Here is an 18,552-nt window from a genome sequence, read left to right as displayed (position 1 = left end):
GGATGCGGGTGACGCGGCACGGACTGCGGATGGGCGCCGCTCTGCTGGTGACCGGGGCACTCGCACTGTCCGGATGCGACTCGACGGGCACGGAGGCGGAGCCGTCGGCGAGCGCGTCCCCCACGCCGTCGCGGACGTTCACGGCGGGCGCGGCGGGGGTCGGCGACGCCTACTTTCCGAGCTACGGCAACGGCGGCTACGACGTCGACCGGTACACCGTCAAGGCGCGCTACGACCCGGCGAAGGACCAGCTCACCGGTACGACCACCGTGCAGGCCTCCGCGACGGCCGACCTGTCGACGTTCAACCTCGACCTGGCCGGCCTGACCGTCACCGCGGTCACCGTGGACGGCGCACCGGCAACGCACAGCCGGGAGCGGAACGAGCTGGTGATCAAGCCGGCCTCCGGCCTGATCAACGGCAACGGGTTCGTCGCGGAGATCGCCTACGAGGGTGTGCCGAAGCCGCTGAAGAACGAGACGCTCGGTGACGGCGGGTTCCTGCACACGTCGGACGGTGCCATCGCGCTGGGGCAGCCCGAGTCGGCCAGCACCTGGTTCCCGGTCAACGACCACCCGTCGGACAAGGCGGCCTACGACTTCGAGATCACCGTTCCGGACGGTCTGACCGCGGTCAGCAACGGCGTGCCGGGCGGTAAGGCCAGCTCGGACGGTTGGACCACCTGGAAGTGGTCGGAGAAGTCGCCGATGGCCAGCTACCTGAGCACGCTCGTGATCGGGAAGTTCCGGATCACCACTGGCGAGCACAAGGGCCGCCCGGTGTTCAGTGCGGTCACCACAAACGTGGCCAAGGGCGCCGCGGACACGTCGATCGCGGAGACCGTCAAGGTGGCCGACTATCTGGAGAGCGTGTTCGGGCCGTACCCGTTCGACGCGTACGGCGGCGTGGTGGTCTCGGACAGCCGGATCTCCTACGCCCTGGAGACGCAGAGCCGCCCGGTCTACGCCGCCAGCTTCTTCCGGCAGGGCGCGAACACCGAGGTGGTCGCCCACGAGTTGGCACACCAGTGGTTCGGCGACAGTGTCGCGCTGGCCAAGTGGGAGGACATCTGGCTCAACGAGGGCTTCGCGACGTACGCGGAGTGGCTGTGGGCCGAGCACACCGACGAGTACACCGCCAAGCAGGCGTTCGACATCCGGTTCGCCCAGGTGCCCGCCCAGGTGTGGAGGACGCCGCCGGGCAAGCCGGGCGTGAAGGAGCTGTTCAGCGAGTCGGTCTACCAGCGCGGTGGCATGACCCTGCACGCCCTGCGGGTGGCCGTTGGCGACAAGGCGTTCTTCGAGATCGTCAAGACCTGGGCCGCGGAGAAGCGCAACGGCACCGCCACCACGCCCGAGTTCGTGGCCCTCGCCGAGCGCATCTCCGGCAAGCAACTCGACGCGCTCTTCGATGCCTGGCTCTACGGCACCAAGAAGCCGGCCCTGCCCAAGCGGCTCTGACCACTGTCAGTTCTTGACCACCAGGGTGGGGTGGGCTGCCAGGTAGGCATCCGCGCGGCCGGCGCGGAGTTCGGTGATGAACTTCCGGCCGTCGGTGGTCAGCTGTTCGCCGCGGTAGGCGCTGCCCTTGCCGACACCGGAGCCGGGCAGGCCGACCAGCGTGAAGCGGTTCTCCGGCACCCCACCCAGGGCGTACGCCACGTCGACGATCCGGGGCCCACCCGCGTAGACGAGAGTGTCGCCCAGTGCCGCGACCACCTGGTCGACCCGCTCCGGTTGCCGGGCCAGGCCCTCGTCCAGGATCTTGCGGGTCAGCGCCCGGATCAGCTGCTGCTGGTGACGCTGCCGGGCGTAGTCGCCGCCGGTGATGTAGCGCTGCCGCGCGTAGTCCAGCGCCTGCCAGCCGTTGAGGTGCTGGTTGCCCTTCTCGTAGACCTGCTGCGGCCCGGTGTACCCGCCCGGCGCGCTCTCCCGATACTTGCCGTCCGGCCGGCGGTGCAGCGAGGCGACCCGCTGGTCGACGTAGATGTCCACCCCGCCGAGGCTGTCGACCAACTTGTCGAACCCGTTGAACGTGAGCACCGCGCCGGCGTCGATGCGCAGCCCGGTGTATCCGCTGACCGTGCTGCGCAACAGCTCGTACCCCTGGGCCGTGCTTGGTTGTTTGGGTTTGCCCGGCACCCGGCTGCCGAAGCTCATCGCGTGCGTGAGCTTGGTCTTGCCGCCCTTGTAGCCAGCCTTCGGGAACGCCGGGATGTCCACCAGCAGGTCGCGGGGGAGGGAGAAGAGGTACGCCTGACCCAACCCCTTGGGTACGTGCAGCACCAGGACGGCGTCGGCGTGCGGCTCCCACCCGGGCACGCTGACCCGGGTGTCCACACCGACCAGCAGCAGGTTGAGCGGGCCGGTGATGTCCGCGCCCGGCGGTGGGCCGCTCGGGCTCGGGGTGGGCGTGCTGATCGGTGACGGGGTCGGTGAGCCGGCGACCGGGGTTCCGCCGGGCTTGCTGTCGCCGGTCAGTCGGGTGATCACCACCGCGCCGCCCGCGATCAACGCGACGGCGGCGAGGGCCACCAGGCCCAGCAGCAGCCACCGCCGGCGCGGTGCCATCGACCCGAGGATCATCTTGGATTCCTTCCACCCGTCTGGTGAACAACGCTCCGACGGGTGCCCCGGGTTGCGGCCGGAAGGCGTCGGGTCGGTAGGCCGGTGCATGATCGCGCAAAAACTGTCGCTGGCGCGAGCGCTACTCGCGAGTAATGATGCGTCCATGCGGTACGACGTGGTCGTCATCGGGTCTGGCTTCGGCGGCAGCGTCACCGCGCTCCGGCTGGCCGAGAAGGGCTACTCGGTCGCCGTGCTGGAAGCTGGCCGGCGCTTCGCCGACGACGAGTTCCCGCAGACCTCCTGGAGGGCCCGCCGGTTCCTCTGGGCACCGAAGCTGGGCTGCTACGGCATTCAGCGGCTCACCCTGCTCCGCCCGGCCGACCGGCGTTCGGGCACCGGGGTGCTGGTGCTCTCCGGCGCCGGGGTGGGCGGCGGCTCCCTGGTCTACGCGAACACCCTCTACGAACCGCTGCCGGCCTACTACGCCGACCCGCAGTGGCGGGACATCACCGACTGGCGGGACGAGCTTGCCCGCCACTACGACCAGGCGAAGCGGATGCTCGGCGTCACCACGTACCCCCTGGACACCGGCGCGGACCGCGCCATGCGGGCGGTGGCCGAGCGGATGGGGGTGGGGCACACCTTCCACGCGACCCCGGTGGGCGTGCACATCGGCCGTCCCGGCCAGCGGGTCGCCGACCCGTACTTCGGTGGTGCCGGCCCGGAGCGCACCGGCTGCCTGCACTGCGGCTCGTGCATGACCGGCTGCCGGCACGGGGCGAAGAACACGCTGGTCAAGAACTACCTCTGGCTCGCGGAACGGCTCGGGGTCACGGTCCGTCCGTTGACCACGGTGACCGCCGTCCGGCCCGCCGACGGCGGCGGGTACGAGGTGCACACCGAGCGCACCGGCGCCTGGCTGCGCAAGGGTCGGCAGGTCATCCACGCCGACCAGGTGGTCTTCGCGGCCGGGGCGCTCGGTACCCAACGGCTGCTGCACGAGATGAAGGCCGGCGACGTGCTACCCGGACTCTCGCCGCGCCTCGGCGAGCTGACCCGCACCAACTCGGAGGCGATCCTGGGCGCCTCGGTGCCGCGCCAACGAGCCCGCTCCGAGGGGTTGGACTACACCGAGGGGGTGGCCATCACCAGCTCGTTCCACCCCGACCCGCAGACCCACGTCGAGCCGGTCCGCTACGGGCGGGGCTCCAACGCGATGGGGCTGCTCCAATCCCTGCTGGTCGACGGCGGCCCGCACCGGATGCGGCGCTGGTTGGGCAGCATCGTGCGGCAGCCGGGGCTGACCGCCCGGATGCTGTCGGTGCGCGGCTGGTCGGAACGGACGGTGATCGCCCTGGTGATGCAGTCGGTGGACAACTCGCTGACCACCCGGTGGCGGCGCGGCGCGTTCGGCCGCAGGCTGGTCACCGGCCCGGGCCACGGCACGCCGAGCCCGACCTGGATCCCGGCCGGCAACACGGCGGTCCGCCTGCTCGCCGACGAGATCGGCGGCACTCCCGGCGGCTCGGTCACCGAACCGTTCGACATCCCGATAACCGCGCACATCCTGGGCGGGGCGGTGATCGGCGCCACCCCGGCCGACGGGGTGATCGACCCCTGGCACCGGGTGTACGGGCACCCGGGGCTGCACGTGGTCGACGGCGCGGCGGTCTCGGCCAACCTGGGCGTGAATCCGTCCTTGACGATCACCGCGCAGGCGGAACGAGCAATGTCCTTCTGGCCCAACAGAGGCGAAAAGGACCCCCGCCCGCCGCTCGGCGACCCGTACCGCCGCCTGGCACCCGTACCCCCGCACCACCCGGCGGTGCCCCCGAACGCCCCGGGCGCGCTGCGTCCCTGACCTCCCCTGCGCCGATCTTGCAGTTGCGGTCGTCGTTAGGCGGCGAATGTGGCTTTTGGCGGGACAGTAAGTGCAAGATCGCGAGGGGAGGGGGTTGAGCGGCGAGCCGGTGCCGGGGCTGGCCGTGACACTCGGTAGGCTTTGTGCACATGAGCCTGCCTCGCCCCGTCCTCGTGGTGGACTTCGGAGCCCAGTACGCCCAGCTCATCGCGCGCCGGGTTCGCGAGGCGAAGGTCTACTCCGAGATCGTGCCGCACTCGATGCCGATCGCCGAGATGCTGGCGAAGAACCCCGCCGCGATCATCCTCTCCGGCGGCCCGTCCAGCGTCTACGCGCCGGACGCGCCGCAGATCGACGCGGGCCTGTTCACGGCCGACGTGCCGGTCTTCGGCATCTGCTACGGCTTCCAGGCGATGGCCCAGGCGCTGGGCGGCACGGTCGCGAGGACCGGTAACCGTGAGTACGGCGGCACGCCGCTGCGCCCCCGCCTCCTCGACCCCGGCGTGCTGCTGCGCGACCTGCCGGCGGACCTGCCGGTCTGGATGAGCCACGGCGACGCCGTCACCGAGGCGCCCGAGGGCTTCACGGTGACCGCCGAGTCGGCGGGCGCGCCGGTGGCGGCATTCGAGGACCTGGCCGGACGCCGGGCCGGCGTGCAGTTCCACCCGGAGGTCGGGCACACCGCGCACGGTCAGGAGATGCTGACCCGCTTCCTCTACGACATCGCCGGCATCGAGCCGACCTGGACGCCCGAGAACATCATCGACGAGCAGGTTGCCCGGATCCGCGCCCAGGTCGGCGACAAGGAGGTCATCTGCGGCCTGTCCGGCGGGGTGGACTCCGCGGTCGCCGCCGCGCTGGTGCACAAGGCGGTCGGTGACCAGCTCACCTGCGTCTTCGTCGACCATGGCCTGCTGCGTGCCGGCGAGGCCGAGCAGGTGGAGAAGGACTACGTGGCCGCCACCGGCATCAAGCTGAAGGTGGTCGACGCGGCCGACCGGTTCCTCGGCGCGCTGGCCGGGGTGACCGACCCGGAGCAGAAGCGCAAGATCATTGGTCGGGAGTTCATCCGGGTCTTCGAGGCAGCGGCCCGCGAGGTCGCCGCACACGGCGACGTGGAGTTCCTGGTCCAGGGCACCCTCTACCCGGACGTGGTCGAGTCCGGCGGCGGCACCGGCACCGCCAACATCAAGAGCCACCACAACGTCGGCGGCCTGCCGGAGGACCTGAAGTTCGCGCTGGTCGAGCCGCTGCGCACGCTCTTCAAGGACGAGGTCCGCGCGCTCGGCCTGCAGCTCGGCCTGCCCGAGGCGATGGTCTGGCGGCACCCGTTCCCGGGCCCCGGCCTGGCCATCCGGATCATCGGCGCGGTCGACCAGCAGCGCCTCGACCTGCTCCGCGAGGCCGACCTGATCGCCCGCGAGGAGTTGACCGCCGCCGGCCTCGACCGGGGCGTGTGGCAGTTCCCGGTGGTGCTGCTCGCCGACGTGCGCAGCGTCGGCGTACAGGGAGACGGGCGCAGCTACGGTCACCCCGTGGTGCTGCGCCCGGTCTCCAGCGAGGACGCGATGACGGCTGACTGGTCACGCCTGCCCTACGAGATCGTTGCCCGGATCTCCACCCGGATCACCAACGAGGTGGCCGAGGTGAACCGCGTGGTGCTGGACGTGACCAGCAAGCCGCCGGGCACCATCGAGTGGGAGTGAGCCCGGCTCAGGCAGCCGGCGGAGTGCTGGACGGGGTCGTCGGCGGGTAGGGCGGCGTCGGGGCGTACCCCGGCTCCGGCCCGCCGGGCGCGGGCCCGGCGGTGGGCGGCGGGCCTGCCTGCGGCGCGACGCCCGCCGTGTGCGGCCAGGCCGGCGCGCCGGTGGGCTCCTCCGGCATGAGGAACCACATGATCGGGTACGCGAACAGCGCGAGCCCGCCGGTGAGCAGACCGGTGACCGCGAAGATCACCCGGATCAGGGTGGGATCGATGGCGAAGTAACGGCCGATGCCGCTGGCGACCCCCGCCACCATGCGGTCGGTGGTGGGTCGCCGGAGCTGCCGGTACGGGGCGTGGGGAGCGGTGGTGGATGTCATGTCTCCACAGTCCGCGCCGGTGCCCGGCCTGCCCTCGGTGACCGCCCGGATCCTTACCCTGACCAATCCCTGAGCGGGGTCAAACAGTCAGGAATCCGACTCTTTTCCGTTCCGGTAACCCGGCCCGGGGAGAATTTGCTTTCGTGACCACCTTGCTGGAGCCGCTCCGCAGGATCGCGGCATACGCAGTTTGTGCTGATTCAAAAGGCCGAGTCTTGCTGGTCCGCGCGTCGGAGCGCTCCGGCACCCCCGGCACGTGGTCCCTGCCCGGCGGGGCGGTCGATCACGGCGAGGACCCGAACCACACGGTGGTCCGCGAAACCGCCGCCGAAACCGGCCTCTCGGTCGCCGTCTCCGGCCTGGCCGACGTGCTCGCCGACATGCGGGCACTGCCGGAGCGCGGCATCACCATCCACACCGACCGGTTGATCTACCGGGTGGCGGTGCGCGGCGGCACGCTGGCCGACCGGGTCGGCGAGCGCCCCACCGACCTGGCCCGCTGGTACACCCTCGACGAGGCGCGCGAGCTGCCCCTGCGCTCGTTCACCGCACGTGCCCTCGGGCTGCCCGCCTCCTCGGCCGACGTGGTGCCCGACGAGGCACCCGAATTTCCCTCGTTCTACGCGGTGCCCGGCCCCGACGGGCTGCACCGCGCGCAGCGATTCGCCGCGTACGCGGTGTGCACCGACCCGGCCGGTCGCGTGCTGCTCACCCGGATCTCCGACGGCTACCCGGGCGCCGGCTGCTGGCACCTGCCCGGCGGCGGCACCGACTACGGCGAGCAGCCCGGCGCCGCGCTGATCCGGGAGCTGATCGAGGAGACCGGCCAGGCCGGTCGCCTCGTCGAGCTGCTCGGGGTGGCCAGTCACCGCGACGCCGCCTCGCTCGGCCCAGAGGGCTACCCGATCGACTGGCACGGGGTCCGCGCCTTCTACCGGGTCGTGGTCGACCAGCCCAACCCGCTGACCGTGGCCGACGTGGGCGGTTCCACCTGCGAAGCCCGCTGGTTCGCCCGCGAGGAGCTGGGCGCTCTCCCCACCCACCACCTCACCGAGGTGACCGCCGAAGCAGTCCAAGCCGCCCAACTCACCTGACCCCGCCCGCTCCGGGTCGTTCGGGGTGGCCGTGCGTGCGGGCGGTCGTGCGTGCGGGCGGTCGTGCGTGCGGGCGTGCGTGCGGGCGGTCGTGCGTTGGGATGTCGGTGTGCGGGCGGGGCAGTTGTGCGTCTTGATGGCCCGTGCGGCGCCCCGCCAAGGGGCGCAACCGGCCGTAAGCCCGGGGAAGAGCGGCGCGAGCGATGATCCACTCCGTATCACCGGCATTGCGGTAACCCACCGCAGGGATACCGCGACATCGGCGAAACGGAGTCGATCACCACTAGATACACCCCCACCTGGCGCCAACCAAGCCCAACCCGGCCCCACCGCCCCAGCTCCGCGTTGATCATGAAGTTATTGTCAGGACACGCCGAGATGGACGGCGATAACTTCATGATCGACGGGCAGTTCGACGGGGGAAGCGGAGTGGGCCGGGATGGAGCTTGTGCGGCGCGTCGGGGCTTATGGGATCTTGTGGGATTCGGGCCGGGTCCTGGTGGTCCGGGACGGGGTTGAGGGTGAGTTCCCGGGGATTTGGCGGCTGCCAGGTGGTGCGGTCGCGCACGCCGAGCACCCGGAGCGCGCCGTGGTCCGGGAGATCGCCGGGCAGACCGGGCTGACTGTGACCGTCGGTCCGCTCCGGGCAGTGCTAGCCGACGTGACCACCTGTCCGGAGGACGACGTCGCGCTGCACACCGACCGGCTGCTGTTCGAGCTCAGCGCGCGCGAAGGCGCAATGCGCGACGGCGCGTCGGGTGACGGCGCGATGCGCGAAGGCGCATCGGGTGACGGCGCGCCGGGTGACGGCGGGGGTGGCTCGGGGGGCCAGGCTCGATGGCTCACCCTGCCCGAGGCGGCGCGGTTGCCGTTGGCGCCGTTCAGCGCGGAGGCGCTCGGACTGCCGGTCACCCCGCTGCCGCCCGGAACGCACCGGTCGCGTGAGCCGTTCGCTCCGGCGGATCCCGATCGCAGGCTGCGCTTCGGGGCGTACGGGCTGGTCACCGACCCGGCCGGGCGGATCCTGCTCACGCAGATCGCGGCTGGCTATCCCGGTGCTGGGCAGTGGCATCTACCCGGCGGTGGCACCGATCACGGCGAGCAGCCGACATCTGGGTTGCTCCGAGAGTTGGTCGAGGAGGGTGGTCAACTGGGCCGGGTGGTGGAGCTTCTCGGGGTGGACAATCTGCACAATCCCGCCGCGTTCGGCCCGGAGGGTCGACCGTTGGACTGGCATGGCGTACGGGTGATCTATCGGGTGCTGGTGGACGTACCTACTGATGCGGTGGTCACCGAATCCGCCGGAGGTTCGACGGCGCGGGCCGGCTGGTTCACCCGTGCCCAAGCTGTTGACCTGCCGTTGAGCGACATCGCTGCCTTGGCAATCGGACAGAGTGGCAGATAGCACGCGGCTCGGTGAGCCGAGATGGTGACCCTCCGGTACAGTCAAAGGCGGGAATGATGGAGGAAACGGGCGATGAGGCCCGGGATGGGAATAAGCGAGCGGTTCGAGCGGTTTAAACCAGTTACCAGTACCGCCGGCAGCTATCGCCAAGCCACGTTCCCCTATGCGATGGTGTACTCCGCAAAACGGCTGCCGGGCCACGCAGGGTCCGGCACGAGACAGCCGGACACCCGCCCCACGGCGGCCAGCCGATCCGGTGATGGAGGAAACGTGCCGAGAGCCCCATGGCGCCGGCGTCGTACTACTGACAGTCCGCGCCCCGCAGGGCGTCGCTGGGCGGGCAGGTTGCGCCGCAGCAGCACGTTCGCCCGCCAGGTGCTGTTGGTCCGGGTCGGTCGTCGTGACGGTGACCTGCACGCGACCGACGTGGCCCCGCCCGAGCGTCGGTACGCCGACCGGCAGCGCCGTCGCTACGGTCTGGACCGGCTCAGCCGACCGACACTGGGCGTCGGCCGGGCAGAGATCGAGGCGGTCATGCCGATCAGCCCGGCGATGCCGCCGATGGCGCATGCCGACGAGGCTTCGGCGCGATCGATTCCGCTGCTCCCCGGCGAGCGCACCCTCGCCCGCCGGATGAAGTTCGGCCTGGTCAACGCCTGCACGATCGCCAGCCTGATGCTCGGCATGCTGGCCATCTTCCTGGCCATGCAGGGCGAGGTGCGGATCGCCGCGCTCTGCCTGATCGCCTGCGTCGGCTTCGACGGTCTGGACGGCGCACTGGCCCGCCGGCTCGGCGTGGCCAGCCCGTTCGGCGCGCAGATGGATTCGCTGGCCGACATGTGCTCGTTCGGCCTCGCCGCGCCGGTCGTGGTCTACGCCTCGCTCGCTGGCTCCGTGTCCACGGCCGCCGCGGCGGTGGCGTGCGCCCTGGTCGCGGCGTGTGCCGCGATTCGACTGGCCCGCTTCAACGTCTCGCCGAAGGACGGCCGCTTCTTCTGCGGTGTGCCCACCACCATGGCGGCTGCGGTGCTCGCCGTGACCGTGGCGATCGGCCTGCCCGTGCCCGGCGCCGTGCTGGTCGCCGGGGTCGCGCTGCTCGCCTTCGCGATGGTCTCGAGCTTCCCGTACGCCAAGCTCGCCCGTCTGGTGAAGCTGCCGCCGTGGCTCTGGTTGGCCCCGGTGGTCGGCGCGCTGGTCGACATCCGGCTCACGTTCGCCCTGATCGTGGTGGGCTACCTGGTCAGTGGGCCGGTGCTCTGGCTGCGGCAGCGTCGTACCGCCTGATTTTCAGCAGTTGAGAACGGGGCGCCGCGGACAGCGGCGCCCCGTTCCGCGTTGGTGGGTCAGCGCCAGCGGGCGATGACCGTGGACCCGCCGACCACCTTGTCGCCCGGCCCGACCAGCGGGTCCGCGGCCTCGGCCGGGAGGTAGACGTCGGTCCGTGAGCCGAACCGGATCAACCCGAAGCGCTCGCCCTTGGCCAGCAGCGCGCCGATCGGCGCGCGCTGGACGATCCGGCGGGCGATCAGCCCGGTACGCTGCGCGACCACCACGGTGCCACGAGCGGTGTCCAGGACGGTGTACGCCGCCACGTTGTGCTCGGCGTCCGGCTTCATGGCGTTGACGAAGCCGCCATCGGCGACGAAGTAGTCCACCACCTTGCCGGCGACCGGGGCACGGTTGACGTGCACGTCCAGCACCGAGAGGAAGACCGCGACCCGCAGCCACTCGCCGTCGCCGAAACGCTCGTCGTGCAGTCGCTGCACCGACAGGACCTTCCCGTCCGCGCTGGCGACGACGGCGGTCGGGTCTTCCGGCACGTCCCGCTCCGGATCGCGGAAGAACGCGGCGACCGGTCCGGCGGCCAGCGCTGGCAGTAGCCAGAGCTTGGACGAGGGACGCGCCACCCGGGTCAGTGCCGCGAGGCCCAGCGCGATGCCGGCGGCGGCCACGCCGTTGGAGTCGATGTGCATGCCGCGGGTCAGCGGCACGCTCGACGGCCGGTGCGGGGGGGTCAACCTGTCGGCCGAGGCGGGGCTGGCCGGGGTGAAGCGCAGTCGGTAGACCCGTACCGGCGGGTTGTTGCGGAGCACCAGGTCGGCGCCGACGCCGTAGAGGGCGTCCTGCCGAGCCAGCTCGGCGGCGGCGCCGGTGGTCCGGCCGGGCGTGGCGATGGTCGCCACGCTCAGCACCGCACCGTCGGACAGGTATTTCGCCAGACCCTCGATGCCGCTGCGGGTCTCCTCGGCGGTGCCGCTGAACACCTCGCCGGCGATGACGACCCCGGCGGCCTCGGCCTCGGCCAGTGAGTCGACGACGCCCACCCGGTCGGCGACCCAGCGGCCCTGGGCGGTGACGTGCTCGCGGAGCGCGGCAGCGCCGAACGGCTCGGCGGGCACCACGGTGAGCCGGTCACCGGGGAGCAGCGCCTCGATCGCCGCGGCCAGCACCGCGGACTCCGGACCCACCCCGACCAGCAGGGCGGCCTTGGGGTCGTTGATCCGGGCCAGCTCGGAGATGAGGGTACGGGCGGCTCGCTCGCCGATGCGGACCGGACCGGACCGACCGGTGGTACGCACGGCGGGGGACTGGGTCATGTCGGGCGGGCTCCTGACGGGGGTAGAGACGGGAATCGCGGCGGGACCGCCATGGCGGGACGGGCCGGCCGGCGGAGGCGAGATCTCCACCGGCCAGCATATGCGCCCGTACGCGCCATCCGCACCGCCGTGGCGGTCGAGTAGGCCGACGCCCGGCGGGTGACCGACGTCAGGCCTCCCCGCGTCGACCCTCCCGCTCGTTGCCCGGTTCGTCGTCGACCGCGTCGACCGGACGGTCGGGCCGGGTCGGCTCATTCCCCTCCACCGGGGTTGCTCGGTCGAGGATTCCGACCGTCGGCTCGTCGGTCTCGTTGTCGGGCTGGGCGGGGACCGGGTTGGTCTGCGGCTCCGACGGTGGGTGAGCCAACCAGGCCGGGTGGATCACGTCGGTGGTCGGTGCCTCCGGCGCTCGTACCTCGGTGGTCGACGTCTCCGGTGTCGATCCCGGCAGGGGAGCGTCCCAGGTGGACTGTTGGGCTTCCCAGGCCGGCAGCGCAGCGCCGGAGGTCAACGCGGCGGCACCGGAGACCGGCGCGGACGCACCGGAGACCGGTGTGACGGCCTCGGTGGCACCGGCCTCGGCGGTCTGCTCGGGCCGGCCCGACCGACCGGAGCGCAGCGCGCCGACCAGTCCGAAGACGCCGATCAGGATCAGTGCGCTGGCCAGGAACCAGCCGACCGCGGGTAGCGCGAGCCCGAGTATCTGGCCGAGCAGCCACCAGGCGGACAGCGCCAGGAACACGAGCCCGAAGGCGAACGACACCAGATCCGTGCGGTGAGCCTTCACCGGGTCACCTCCAGGTTGCCAGCATTGACGTGGATGTAGAGGCGTAGCTGCCCGCCGCCGGCACCGTCGACGCCGAGGTCGGTGCTCTCCTGCAGGCGGCCGTCCAGCCCACCGGAACGGTTGCCGAAGATGATGGCGTCACCAGCGTTGACGTCGGCCACCGTGGTGACGTCCACGTTCGGCGGGACGACCACGGTCGCCTTACCGAAGTTGATCGCAACCGTCACCTGGCTGTCCCGCTTCGCGAAGTCGATCCCCCGCAGGTCGAGCACGGCGTCACCGAAGCTGTTCTCGTACCGGTCGGCGAGGTCGCGGTAGTCCGTCGGTGCCCAGGTCACCGCGCCGTCGACCCCCCGGATCCGGTCGTAGGACTCGGCGACCGTCGCCGTGCCCAGCGCCGCCGCGGTCACCAGGCCGAGCGCGATGAGCCAGCGGGCCCGCCCGAACCAGGTGCCGACCAGCAGCCCCAGCCCGATCGTGGCCAACGCGGCCGCGAAGTACGCCGAGGCGCTGATGGAGAAGACGTCCAGCAGGTCGAGCAGGGCGACCACACCGAGGACCAGGAAGATCAGCGAGAAGGTCACCGCGCCGAGCGGCGAACGCTCCCGGGGGCGCTTCGGCGGCTTCGGTGGCTTCGGCGGCGGGGACGCGGCCGGGGCTGGCGAAGCGTACGGGCCGTGCGGCGCGAACGGGGGACGGTATCCGGACGGCGGGGCGGCGGTCGGATAGCCGGACGGGGCAGCGGGTGGACCGGTCACCGGCGCCGACGGCCAGCCGGCGCTGGGCGTGTCGGTGCTCGGCCAGCCCGTGGTGGGTGCCGGCCAGCCGGCCCCGACAGTCGTCGGGCCAGCCGGTTGCCCGGATACCGAGCCCATTGCGGACACTGGCTGCGCCGTGGCGGGCGGTTGCGGCACGGCGGCCGGCTGCACGTCGTACGCCGGGGTGGTGACGGTGGGCGCCGCCCCCGTCGTCGCGGTGGCGTACGCCGGATCTCCGCCGACCGTCGGCAGCGGGGCGGTCGATGGGACCGTGCCGTACGACGGTGCGGGCCAGGCCACCGGCGGTACCGGTCCGGGCGGGGTGCCGGACGGGGCGGACGGTGCCGGTCCACCCGGGGGGCCTGCCGGTGGGTTGTTCCGGCTGTCCCGGTTGAGCAGCAGCGCGCCGGCGACCAGGATGGCCGCGCCGAGCAGCACCGCGCGGAAGGCGTCGGTGACGATGTAGCCGAAGCTGGCCGCGACCAGGATGCCCAGCACGATCACCGTCACCGGCGACATGCTGGAGCGACCGCGGCCGAGCATGGACTCGATCGGGGACGCGGTGTCGCCCTCATTCGGAATGATCAACCAGGCGGCGACGTACACCAGGATGCCGATCCCCCCGAAGAACCCGAGCACCGCGAGCAGCACCCGCCAGAGGACCGGATCGGTGTTGGTGGCTCGTCCGATCGCGGCGCAGACCCCGGCCAGATACCGCCCCTCACGCGGTCGGACCAGCCCGTACCGCGAGGTGAAACCAGCGCCGCCCAGCGGCGGTGGCGGCACGGACGGACCGGGACCACCCTGTCCGGGTGGCGTGCCTCCGGCCCCGCCGGCGCCGTAGCCGGTGCCGGCCGCGAAGCCCTGGCCCGGATGGCCGGCGACGGGCGGCCCGTAGCCGGCGGCGGGTGCGCTGTCGGCGGTTGGGCCGGAGCCGGTGGGCGGACCAAACGTGCTGGGCTCGGTCCATTGGGCGGGCGTCGCGGCAGGCGGGGGCGGTGTCGAACCGCCCGGCTGTGCCGACCCCGGGCGGGGTGGCGGGGCAGCTTCCTCGGTCATGCTTCGATCCTGCTGCCAGGTGAACCCGAGCGACCTCAGGACCCGACCCTGACCCCACCCTGAGATACGGCGGCCGGAATGTCGGGGGCGTCCCCGTGGTCGTGGACGCCGCAGCGTGTGACGATCGAATCACCGACCTCGACCACCCGCCACCATGACCAGGGAGCCTCCGATCAGCACCGTGACTCCGCCCCCGCGCCTGTATCGCGCACCCGAGCACCGGATGGCCGCCGGCGTCGCTGCCGGTATCGCCGACCATCTCGGCATTTCGGTGCTGCGGGTGCGCGTCGCGTTCATGGTGCTGCTCGGCCTGAGCGGGCTCGGCCTGCTGCTCTACGCGGCCTTCTGGGCGGTGGTGCCGTTGCGGCCCGGTGACACCGCGGTGCCGCCCCGACGCGACGTCGCCCAACTCCTGCCGTTCGTCGGGATCGGGCTCGGTGTCCTGTTGATCCAGGTGATGGTCTTCGACTCGGTGGGTGCGGCCGGCACCGCCGGTTGGTTGGTGGCCATCATCGCGGTCGGCGCCGGGGTCATCTGGCACCAGTCCGCGCCGGAGCGCCGGCGGCAGTGGGGCGAGGCGATGCCGGTGCCCTGGCTCGGCGCGGTCGTCGAGGAGAGTGACCGGCGCGCGTTCGTGCTCCGCTTCATCGGCGGAGGAGTGTTGGTCGCGGTCGGCATCATCGGCGTCGCGGCCGTCTACTCGCCCGCGCAGAACTTCGACGCGGTGATCAACGGCGTGATCTTCGCGCTGGTCGGGCTGGCGGGGGTTGGCGTGGTCGCCGCGCCAGTGCTCTGGAGGACGTACAGCCAGCTCCGCTCGGAGCGCGAGGGGCGCATCCGCGAGCAGGAGCGGGCCGAGTTGGCCGCGATGGTGCACGACCAGGTGCTGCACACGTTGGCACTGATCCAGCGCAACGCCGGCGACGTCAAGATGGTGCAGCGGCTGGCCCGAGGGCAGGAACGGTCCCTGCGCAACTGGCTCTACAAGCCCACGGCGTCGCCGAGCGAACGTTTCGCCGCCGCCTTGGAACAGGCCGCCGCCGAGGTCGAGGACACCTACGCCATCACGGTGGAGGCCGTGGTCGTGGGGGACCGGGAGACCGACGAGAAGGTGGGGGCGCTGGTCGCGGCCGCGCGGGAGGCGCTGGTGAACGCGGCCCGCCACGCTGGCGTGCTGACCGTGTCGCTCTACGCCGAGGTGGAGCCCGATCAGGTCAGCGTCTTCGTCCGGGACCGGGGGAAGGGCTTCGATCCGGATACCGTGGAGGACCACCGGCACGGCGTACGCGGCTCGATCATCGGGCGGATGAAGCGGCACGGCGGACGGGCCGAAATCCGGTCCGGCCCGGGGGAGGGGACCGAGGTCCGGTTGATCCTGCCGATCTCCCGGGACTCGTCCGCAGCGGAGAGGAACAGATGACCATGGCCGAGCAGTCGACCGAGCACCTCGACCCGGCGGATGCCCGCCCCGAGCGGCTGCGGGTGTTCCTGGTGGACGATCACGCCATGTTCCGGGCCGGGGTGCGCGCGGAGCTGGGCGCCCACGTCGAGGTGGTGGGCGAGGCGAGCACGGTGGCCGAGGCGGTCACCCGGATCGCCGCTGTCGGACCGGACGTGGTGCTGCTCGACGTGCACATGCCCGACGGCGGCGGACGCGCGGTGCTGGAGGCGATGCGGCGTACCCACCCGCAGGTCAAGTTCCTGGCGCTGAGCGTCTCCGACGCGGCGGAGGACGTCATCGGGTTGATCCGTGCCGGTGCTCGGGGTTACGTCACCAAGACCATCTCCCCGGACGAGCTTGCCGCGGCGATCCGCCGGGTGGCGGACGGGGACGCGGTGTTCAGCCCCCGGCTGGCCGGGTTCGTGTTGGACGCCTTCGCAGCCCGACCGGACGCTCCGGTGGCCGACCCCGAGCTGGACCAGCTCACCAACCGTGAGCGGGAGGTGCTGCGGCTGCTGGCCCGGGGGTACGCGTACAAGGAGATCGCCAAGGAGCTGTTCATCTCCATCAAGACGGTGGAGACGCACGTGTCGAACGTGCTGCGCAAGCTTCAGATGTCCAACCGTTACGAGCTTTCCCGCTGGGCGGCGGATCGCCGGCTCGTCTGACGTGGCGTTGCGCCGGCCGAGGGATCAGATAGGTGATCTCCGCGCACTCGGCCACCCGGCCGGTGATCGTGCCCGTAGAGCCGTAGTCGACCTCGTCCGGATGGGTGAAAACGCGAGCGGTGACGGACGTCCTATCGGGCAGGCGAGGGCCCTGGGCGGCGCACCGTGCTTGAGTCCGGGCGCAGCCTGGCTGCTCGGGTGATCCCGGGTATTTCCTGGTCAGAGCTGCCCGCACCGACCGTTTTATGATCATTTTTCAAGTATCGGCAACGTGGCGGGCAACTAACGGCTTGATAACGGCACCTTCACGGAAGCGGCCAGTGGGTGTCACAGTGGCAGCACCTCACCATCGGTGTGTGGCACTCCGCACGGCCCATGACCACGTCCTCGTCGATTACGACGGTTCGTGGCCGTGCCCTCTGCGTCGTGTCGCGCCTCGTTGGCGGGGGAGCCCGGCGGATCGGAACATCAGGGGTGTCCCCAACTTCCCTGTGGTCCCGGCGACCCGCGCCCCGGGGTGGTCGGGCGGTGTCACCCCCAAACGTGCGTGAAACCCACGACGGAACCTGGTTAGAAAGAGGAGGCCCCTCGGAATGAGAGTCTCGAAGCGGGCGACGAGCGCTATCGCGCTCAGCGCGGCTGCCGCGCTTGTCGCGAGCGGTTGCTCGAGCGGTGGCGACGGCGATGCTGCCGCCGGCGCGGACGGCGCGATCGTTGTCCACGGTGTCCAGCCGGAGAACCCGCTGGTTCCGTCGAACACCACGGAGACCGGCGGTGGCAAGGTCATCGACTGGCTGTGGACCGGCCTGGTCGAGTACCCGAACGACGGTGGGGCCCCGCGCAACGCGCTGGCGGAGTCCATCAACACCACGGACTCCAAGGTCTTCACGATCAAGATCAAGAAGGGTACCAAGTTCCACGACGGTACCGAGGTGAAGGCGAAGAACTTCGTCGACGCCTGGAACTGGGCTGCCTACTCGCCGAACGGCGCGCAGAACGGCACCTTCTTCGCCGACATCGCGGGCTTCGACCAGACCTACACGTCTGACCCGGATGGCCCGGACGGTCCGCAGAAGGCCCCGGCCCCGACCGCTGAGAAGCTGTCCGGCCTGAAGGTCGTCGACGACCAGACCTTCGAGGTCACCCTGGCGGCGCCGACCGCGGTCTTCCCGACCAAGCTCGGCTACAGCGCCTTCATGCCGCTGCCGGACGCCTTCTTCACCATGAAGCCCGAGGAGTTCGGCAAGAAGCCGATCGGCAACGGCCCGGTGAAGTTCGTGTCGTGGAGCGACAACGTCCTCATCAAGCTGACGCGCTTCGACGACTACAACCTGCGCGACAAGATGAAGATCAAGGACGTTGACGTCAAGCTGTACCAGGACGAGACGGCCGCCTACGCCGACCTGCTGGCGAACAACCTCGACTTCATGGAGGTTGTCCCCACCTCGGCGCTCGCCGGTGACAAGTGGAAGACCGACCTCGGTGAGCGGGGCCTGTCGACCGTCACGCCGTCGACCGCGCTGATCGCGTTCCCGTTCTACGACAAGCGCTTCCAGAACGCGAAGCTGCGTCGCGCCGTCTCGCTGGCGATCAACCGGCAGGAGATCTCGGACAAGATCTTCTTCGGCACCCGCAAGCCGGCCGACAGTTGGGCGAACCCGCTGACCCCGGGCGCCAAGCCGGGTAACTGCACCGCCTGCAAGTTCGACCCGGCCACGGCCAAGACGCTGCTGGCCGAGGCCGGCGGCTTCACCGGTGAGATGGTCTTCTACTACAACGCTGACTCCAGCCACGGTGACTGGATGGACGCCGTTGCGCAGCAGATCAAGACCAACCTCGGCATCAACGCTCGGGCCGAGGGTGTGCCGACGTTCGCGGTCTTCCGCCAGAACGTCAACGCCCACAAGATGACCGGCCCGTACCGCGCTGCCTGGCAGCAGGACTACCCGGACGTCGAGAACTGGATCAACCCGCTCTACGTCACGGGTGGCTCCTCGAACGACGGTCTGTACAGCAACAAGGAGGTCGACGCCCTGGCCAAGGAGGCCAGCGCCGCGCCGAGCCTGGAGGCCTCGCACGAGGCGTTCGCCAAGGCCGTCGAGAAGGTCGACCAGGACGTCCCGAGCATCCCGATCTACTTCTACGGTCAGCAGTCTGGCCACTCGGAGAAGATCAAGAAGCTCGAGCTGAACAACGTCGGCGAGATCGACATCACCTCGGTCGAGCTCTGATC

13 protein-coding genes and 1 pseudogene are annotated in these 18,552 nt (G+C 71.1%); 9 read left to right on the top strand and 5 right to left on the bottom strand.

Annotation, left to right across the window (positions count from 1 at the left end; genetic code table 11):
* Positions 1-2 precede the first annotated feature (2 nt).
* Positions 3-1,460, top strand: a complete 1,458-nt coding sequence (locus tag HNR20_RS10305; protein ID WP_184178572.1) for a M1 family metallopeptidase — start codon at positions 3-5, stop codon at positions 1,458-1,460.
* A 6-nt stretch (positions 1,461-1,466) separates the two neighbouring features.
* On the opposite strand, the gene HNR20_RS10300 is transcribed toward HNR20_RS10305, so the two are convergent.
* Positions 1,467-2,585 (bottom strand): LCP family protein, encoded by a 1,119-nt coding sequence (locus tag HNR20_RS10300; RefSeq protein WP_184178569.1) that lies wholly within the window; start codon positions 2,583-2,585, stop codon positions 1,467-1,469.
* 145 nt (positions 2,586-2,730) lie between these two features.
* Between HNR20_RS10300 and HNR20_RS10295 the strand changes: the two genes are divergently transcribed.
* Both HNR20_RS10295 and guaA read left to right on the top strand, forming a co-directional pair.
* Positions 2,731-4,428 (top strand): FAD-dependent oxidoreductase, encoded by a 1,698-nt coding sequence (locus HNR20_RS10295; protein WP_184178567.1) that lies wholly within the window; start codon positions 2,731-2,733, stop codon positions 4,426-4,428.
* A 149-nt stretch (positions 4,429-4,577) separates the two neighbouring features.
* The gene (guaA, locus tag HNR20_RS10290) at positions 4,578-6,134 is read left to right on the top strand and encodes a glutamine-hydrolyzing GMP synthase (RefSeq protein ID WP_184178565.1); all 1,557 of its coding nucleotides are present in this window, start codon (positions 4,578-4,580) and stop codon (positions 6,132-6,134) included.
* Positions 6,135-6,141: 7 nt separating this feature from the next.
* Here the strand turns inward: guaA and HNR20_RS10285 are convergent, their stop codons facing one another.
* A complete protein-coding gene (locus HNR20_RS10285; protein ID WP_184178563.1) occupies positions 6,142-6,510 on the bottom strand; it encodes a PspC domain-containing protein in 369 nt (122 codons plus the stop codon).
* Between the two features lie 143 nt (positions 6,511-6,653).
* Here HNR20_RS10285 and HNR20_RS10280 point away from each other — a divergent pair, with 143 nt between their 5' ends.
* From HNR20_RS10280 to HNR20_RS10270, 3 genes are all read left to right on the top strand, one after another.
* The gene (locus tag HNR20_RS10280) at positions 6,654-7,604 is read left to right on the top strand and encodes an NUDIX hydrolase (RefSeq protein WP_184178561.1); all 951 of its coding nucleotides are present in this window, start codon (positions 6,654-6,656) and stop codon (positions 7,602-7,604) included.
* Between the two features lie 439 nt (positions 7,605-8,043).
* The gene (locus HNR20_RS10275) at positions 8,044-9,009 is read left to right on the top strand and encodes an NUDIX domain-containing protein (protein ID WP_184178559.1); all 966 of its coding nucleotides are present in this window, start codon (positions 8,044-8,046) and stop codon (positions 9,007-9,009) included.
* 345 nt (positions 9,010-9,354) lie between these two features.
* Complete coding sequence (locus HNR20_RS10270) at positions 9,355-10,293, top strand: CDP-alcohol phosphatidyltransferase family protein (RefSeq protein WP_184178557.1); 939 nt, start codon at positions 9,355-9,357, stop codon at positions 10,291-10,293.
* A 59-nt stretch (positions 10,294-10,352) separates the two neighbouring features.
* Here the strand turns inward: HNR20_RS10270 and HNR20_RS10265 are convergent, their stop codons facing one another.
* From HNR20_RS10265 to HNR20_RS10255, 3 genes and pseudogenes are all read right to left on the bottom strand, one after another.
* Positions 10,353-11,606: a phosphatidylserine decarboxylase gene (locus tag HNR20_RS10265; RefSeq protein WP_184178555.1), complete on the bottom strand. Its 1,254-nt coding sequence runs from the start codon at positions 11,604-11,606 to the stop codon at positions 10,353-10,355.
* Between the two features lie 553 nt (positions 11,607-12,159).
* Positions 12,160-12,393 (bottom strand): annotated as a pseudogene (locus tag HNR20_RS32655) (hypothetical protein); the annotation flags it as partial.
* The gene (locus HNR20_RS10255; RefSeq protein WP_184178553.1) at positions 12,390-14,210 is read right to left on the bottom strand and encodes a PspC domain-containing protein; all 1,821 of its coding nucleotides are present in this window, start codon (positions 14,208-14,210) and stop codon (positions 12,390-12,392) included. The gene HNR20_RS10255 and the pseudogene HNR20_RS32655, both read right to left, overlap by 4 nt.
* 154 nt (positions 14,211-14,364) lie before the next feature.
* Here HNR20_RS10255 and HNR20_RS10250 point away from each other — a divergent pair, with 154 nt between their 5' ends.
* From HNR20_RS10250 to HNR20_RS10240, 3 genes are all read left to right on the top strand, one after another.
* Positions 14,365-15,630: an ATP-binding protein gene (locus HNR20_RS10250; protein ID WP_184178551.1), complete on the top strand. Its 1,266-nt coding sequence runs from the start codon at positions 14,365-14,367 to the stop codon at positions 15,628-15,630.
* 2 nt (positions 15,631-15,632) lie between these two features.
* Positions 15,633-16,319 carry a response regulator gene (locus tag HNR20_RS10245; RefSeq protein WP_030337843.1) on the top strand — a complete coding sequence of 229 codons (687 nt, stop codon included), beginning with the start codon at positions 15,633-15,635 and terminating at the stop codon, positions 16,317-16,319.
* Between the two features lie 593 nt (positions 16,320-16,912).
* On the top strand, positions 16,913-18,550 hold the full coding sequence (locus tag HNR20_RS10240; protein ID WP_184178548.1) for a peptide ABC transporter substrate-binding protein: 1,638 nt from the start codon (positions 16,913-16,915) through the stop codon (positions 18,548-18,550).
* The last annotated feature ends 2 nt before the right edge of the window (positions 18,551-18,552 follow it).

The organism is Micromonospora parathelypteridis, from assembly GCF_014201145.1.
Classification (GTDB): domain Bacteria; phylum Actinomycetota; class Actinomycetes; order Mycobacteriales; family Micromonosporaceae; genus Micromonospora; species Micromonospora parathelypteridis.
This window is presented reverse-complemented; position numbering and strand designations above follow the sequence as displayed.

Bases quoted from the DNA above. Each gene is read 5' to 3' on its own strand.
- HNR20_RS10255 (WP_184178553.1), bottom strand. From the start codon at position 14,210: ATGACCGAGGAAGCTGCCCCGCCACCCCGCCCGGGGTCGGCACAGCCG.
- HNR20_RS10300 (WP_184178569.1), bottom strand. From the start codon at position 2,585: ATGATCCTCGGGTCGATGGCACCGCGCCGGCGGTGGCTGCTGCTGGGC.
- HNR20_RS10295 (WP_184178567.1), top strand. From the start codon at position 2,731: ATGCGGTACGACGTGGTCGTCATCGGGTCTGGCTTCGGCGGCAGCGTC.
- HNR20_RS10250 (WP_184178551.1), top strand. From the start codon at position 14,365: ATGACCAGGGAGCCTCCGATCAGCACCGTGACTCCGCCCCCGCGCCTG.
- HNR20_RS10275 (WP_184178559.1), top strand. From the start codon at position 8,044: ATGGAGCTTGTGCGGCGCGTCGGGGCTTATGGGATCTTGTGGGATTCG.
- HNR20_RS10245 (WP_030337843.1), top strand. From the start codon at position 15,633: ATGGCCGAGCAGTCGACCGAGCACCTCGACCCGGCGGATGCCCGCCCC.
- HNR20_RS10265 (WP_184178555.1), bottom strand. From the start codon at position 11,606: ATGACCCAGTCCCCCGCCGTGCGTACCACCGGTCGGTCCGGTCCGGTC.
- guaA (WP_184178565.1), top strand. From the start codon at position 4,578: ATGAGCCTGCCTCGCCCCGTCCTCGTGGTGGACTTCGGAGCCCAGTAC.
- HNR20_RS10305 (WP_184178572.1), top strand. From the start codon at position 3: ATGCGGGTGACGCGGCACGGACTGCGGATGGGCGCCGCTCTGCTGGTG.
- HNR20_RS10285 (WP_184178563.1), bottom strand. From the start codon at position 6,510: ATGACATCCACCACCGCTCCCCACGCCCCGTACCGGCAGCTCCGGCGA.
- HNR20_RS10240 (WP_184178548.1), top strand. From the start codon at position 16,913: ATGAGAGTCTCGAAGCGGGCGACGAGCGCTATCGCGCTCAGCGCGGCT.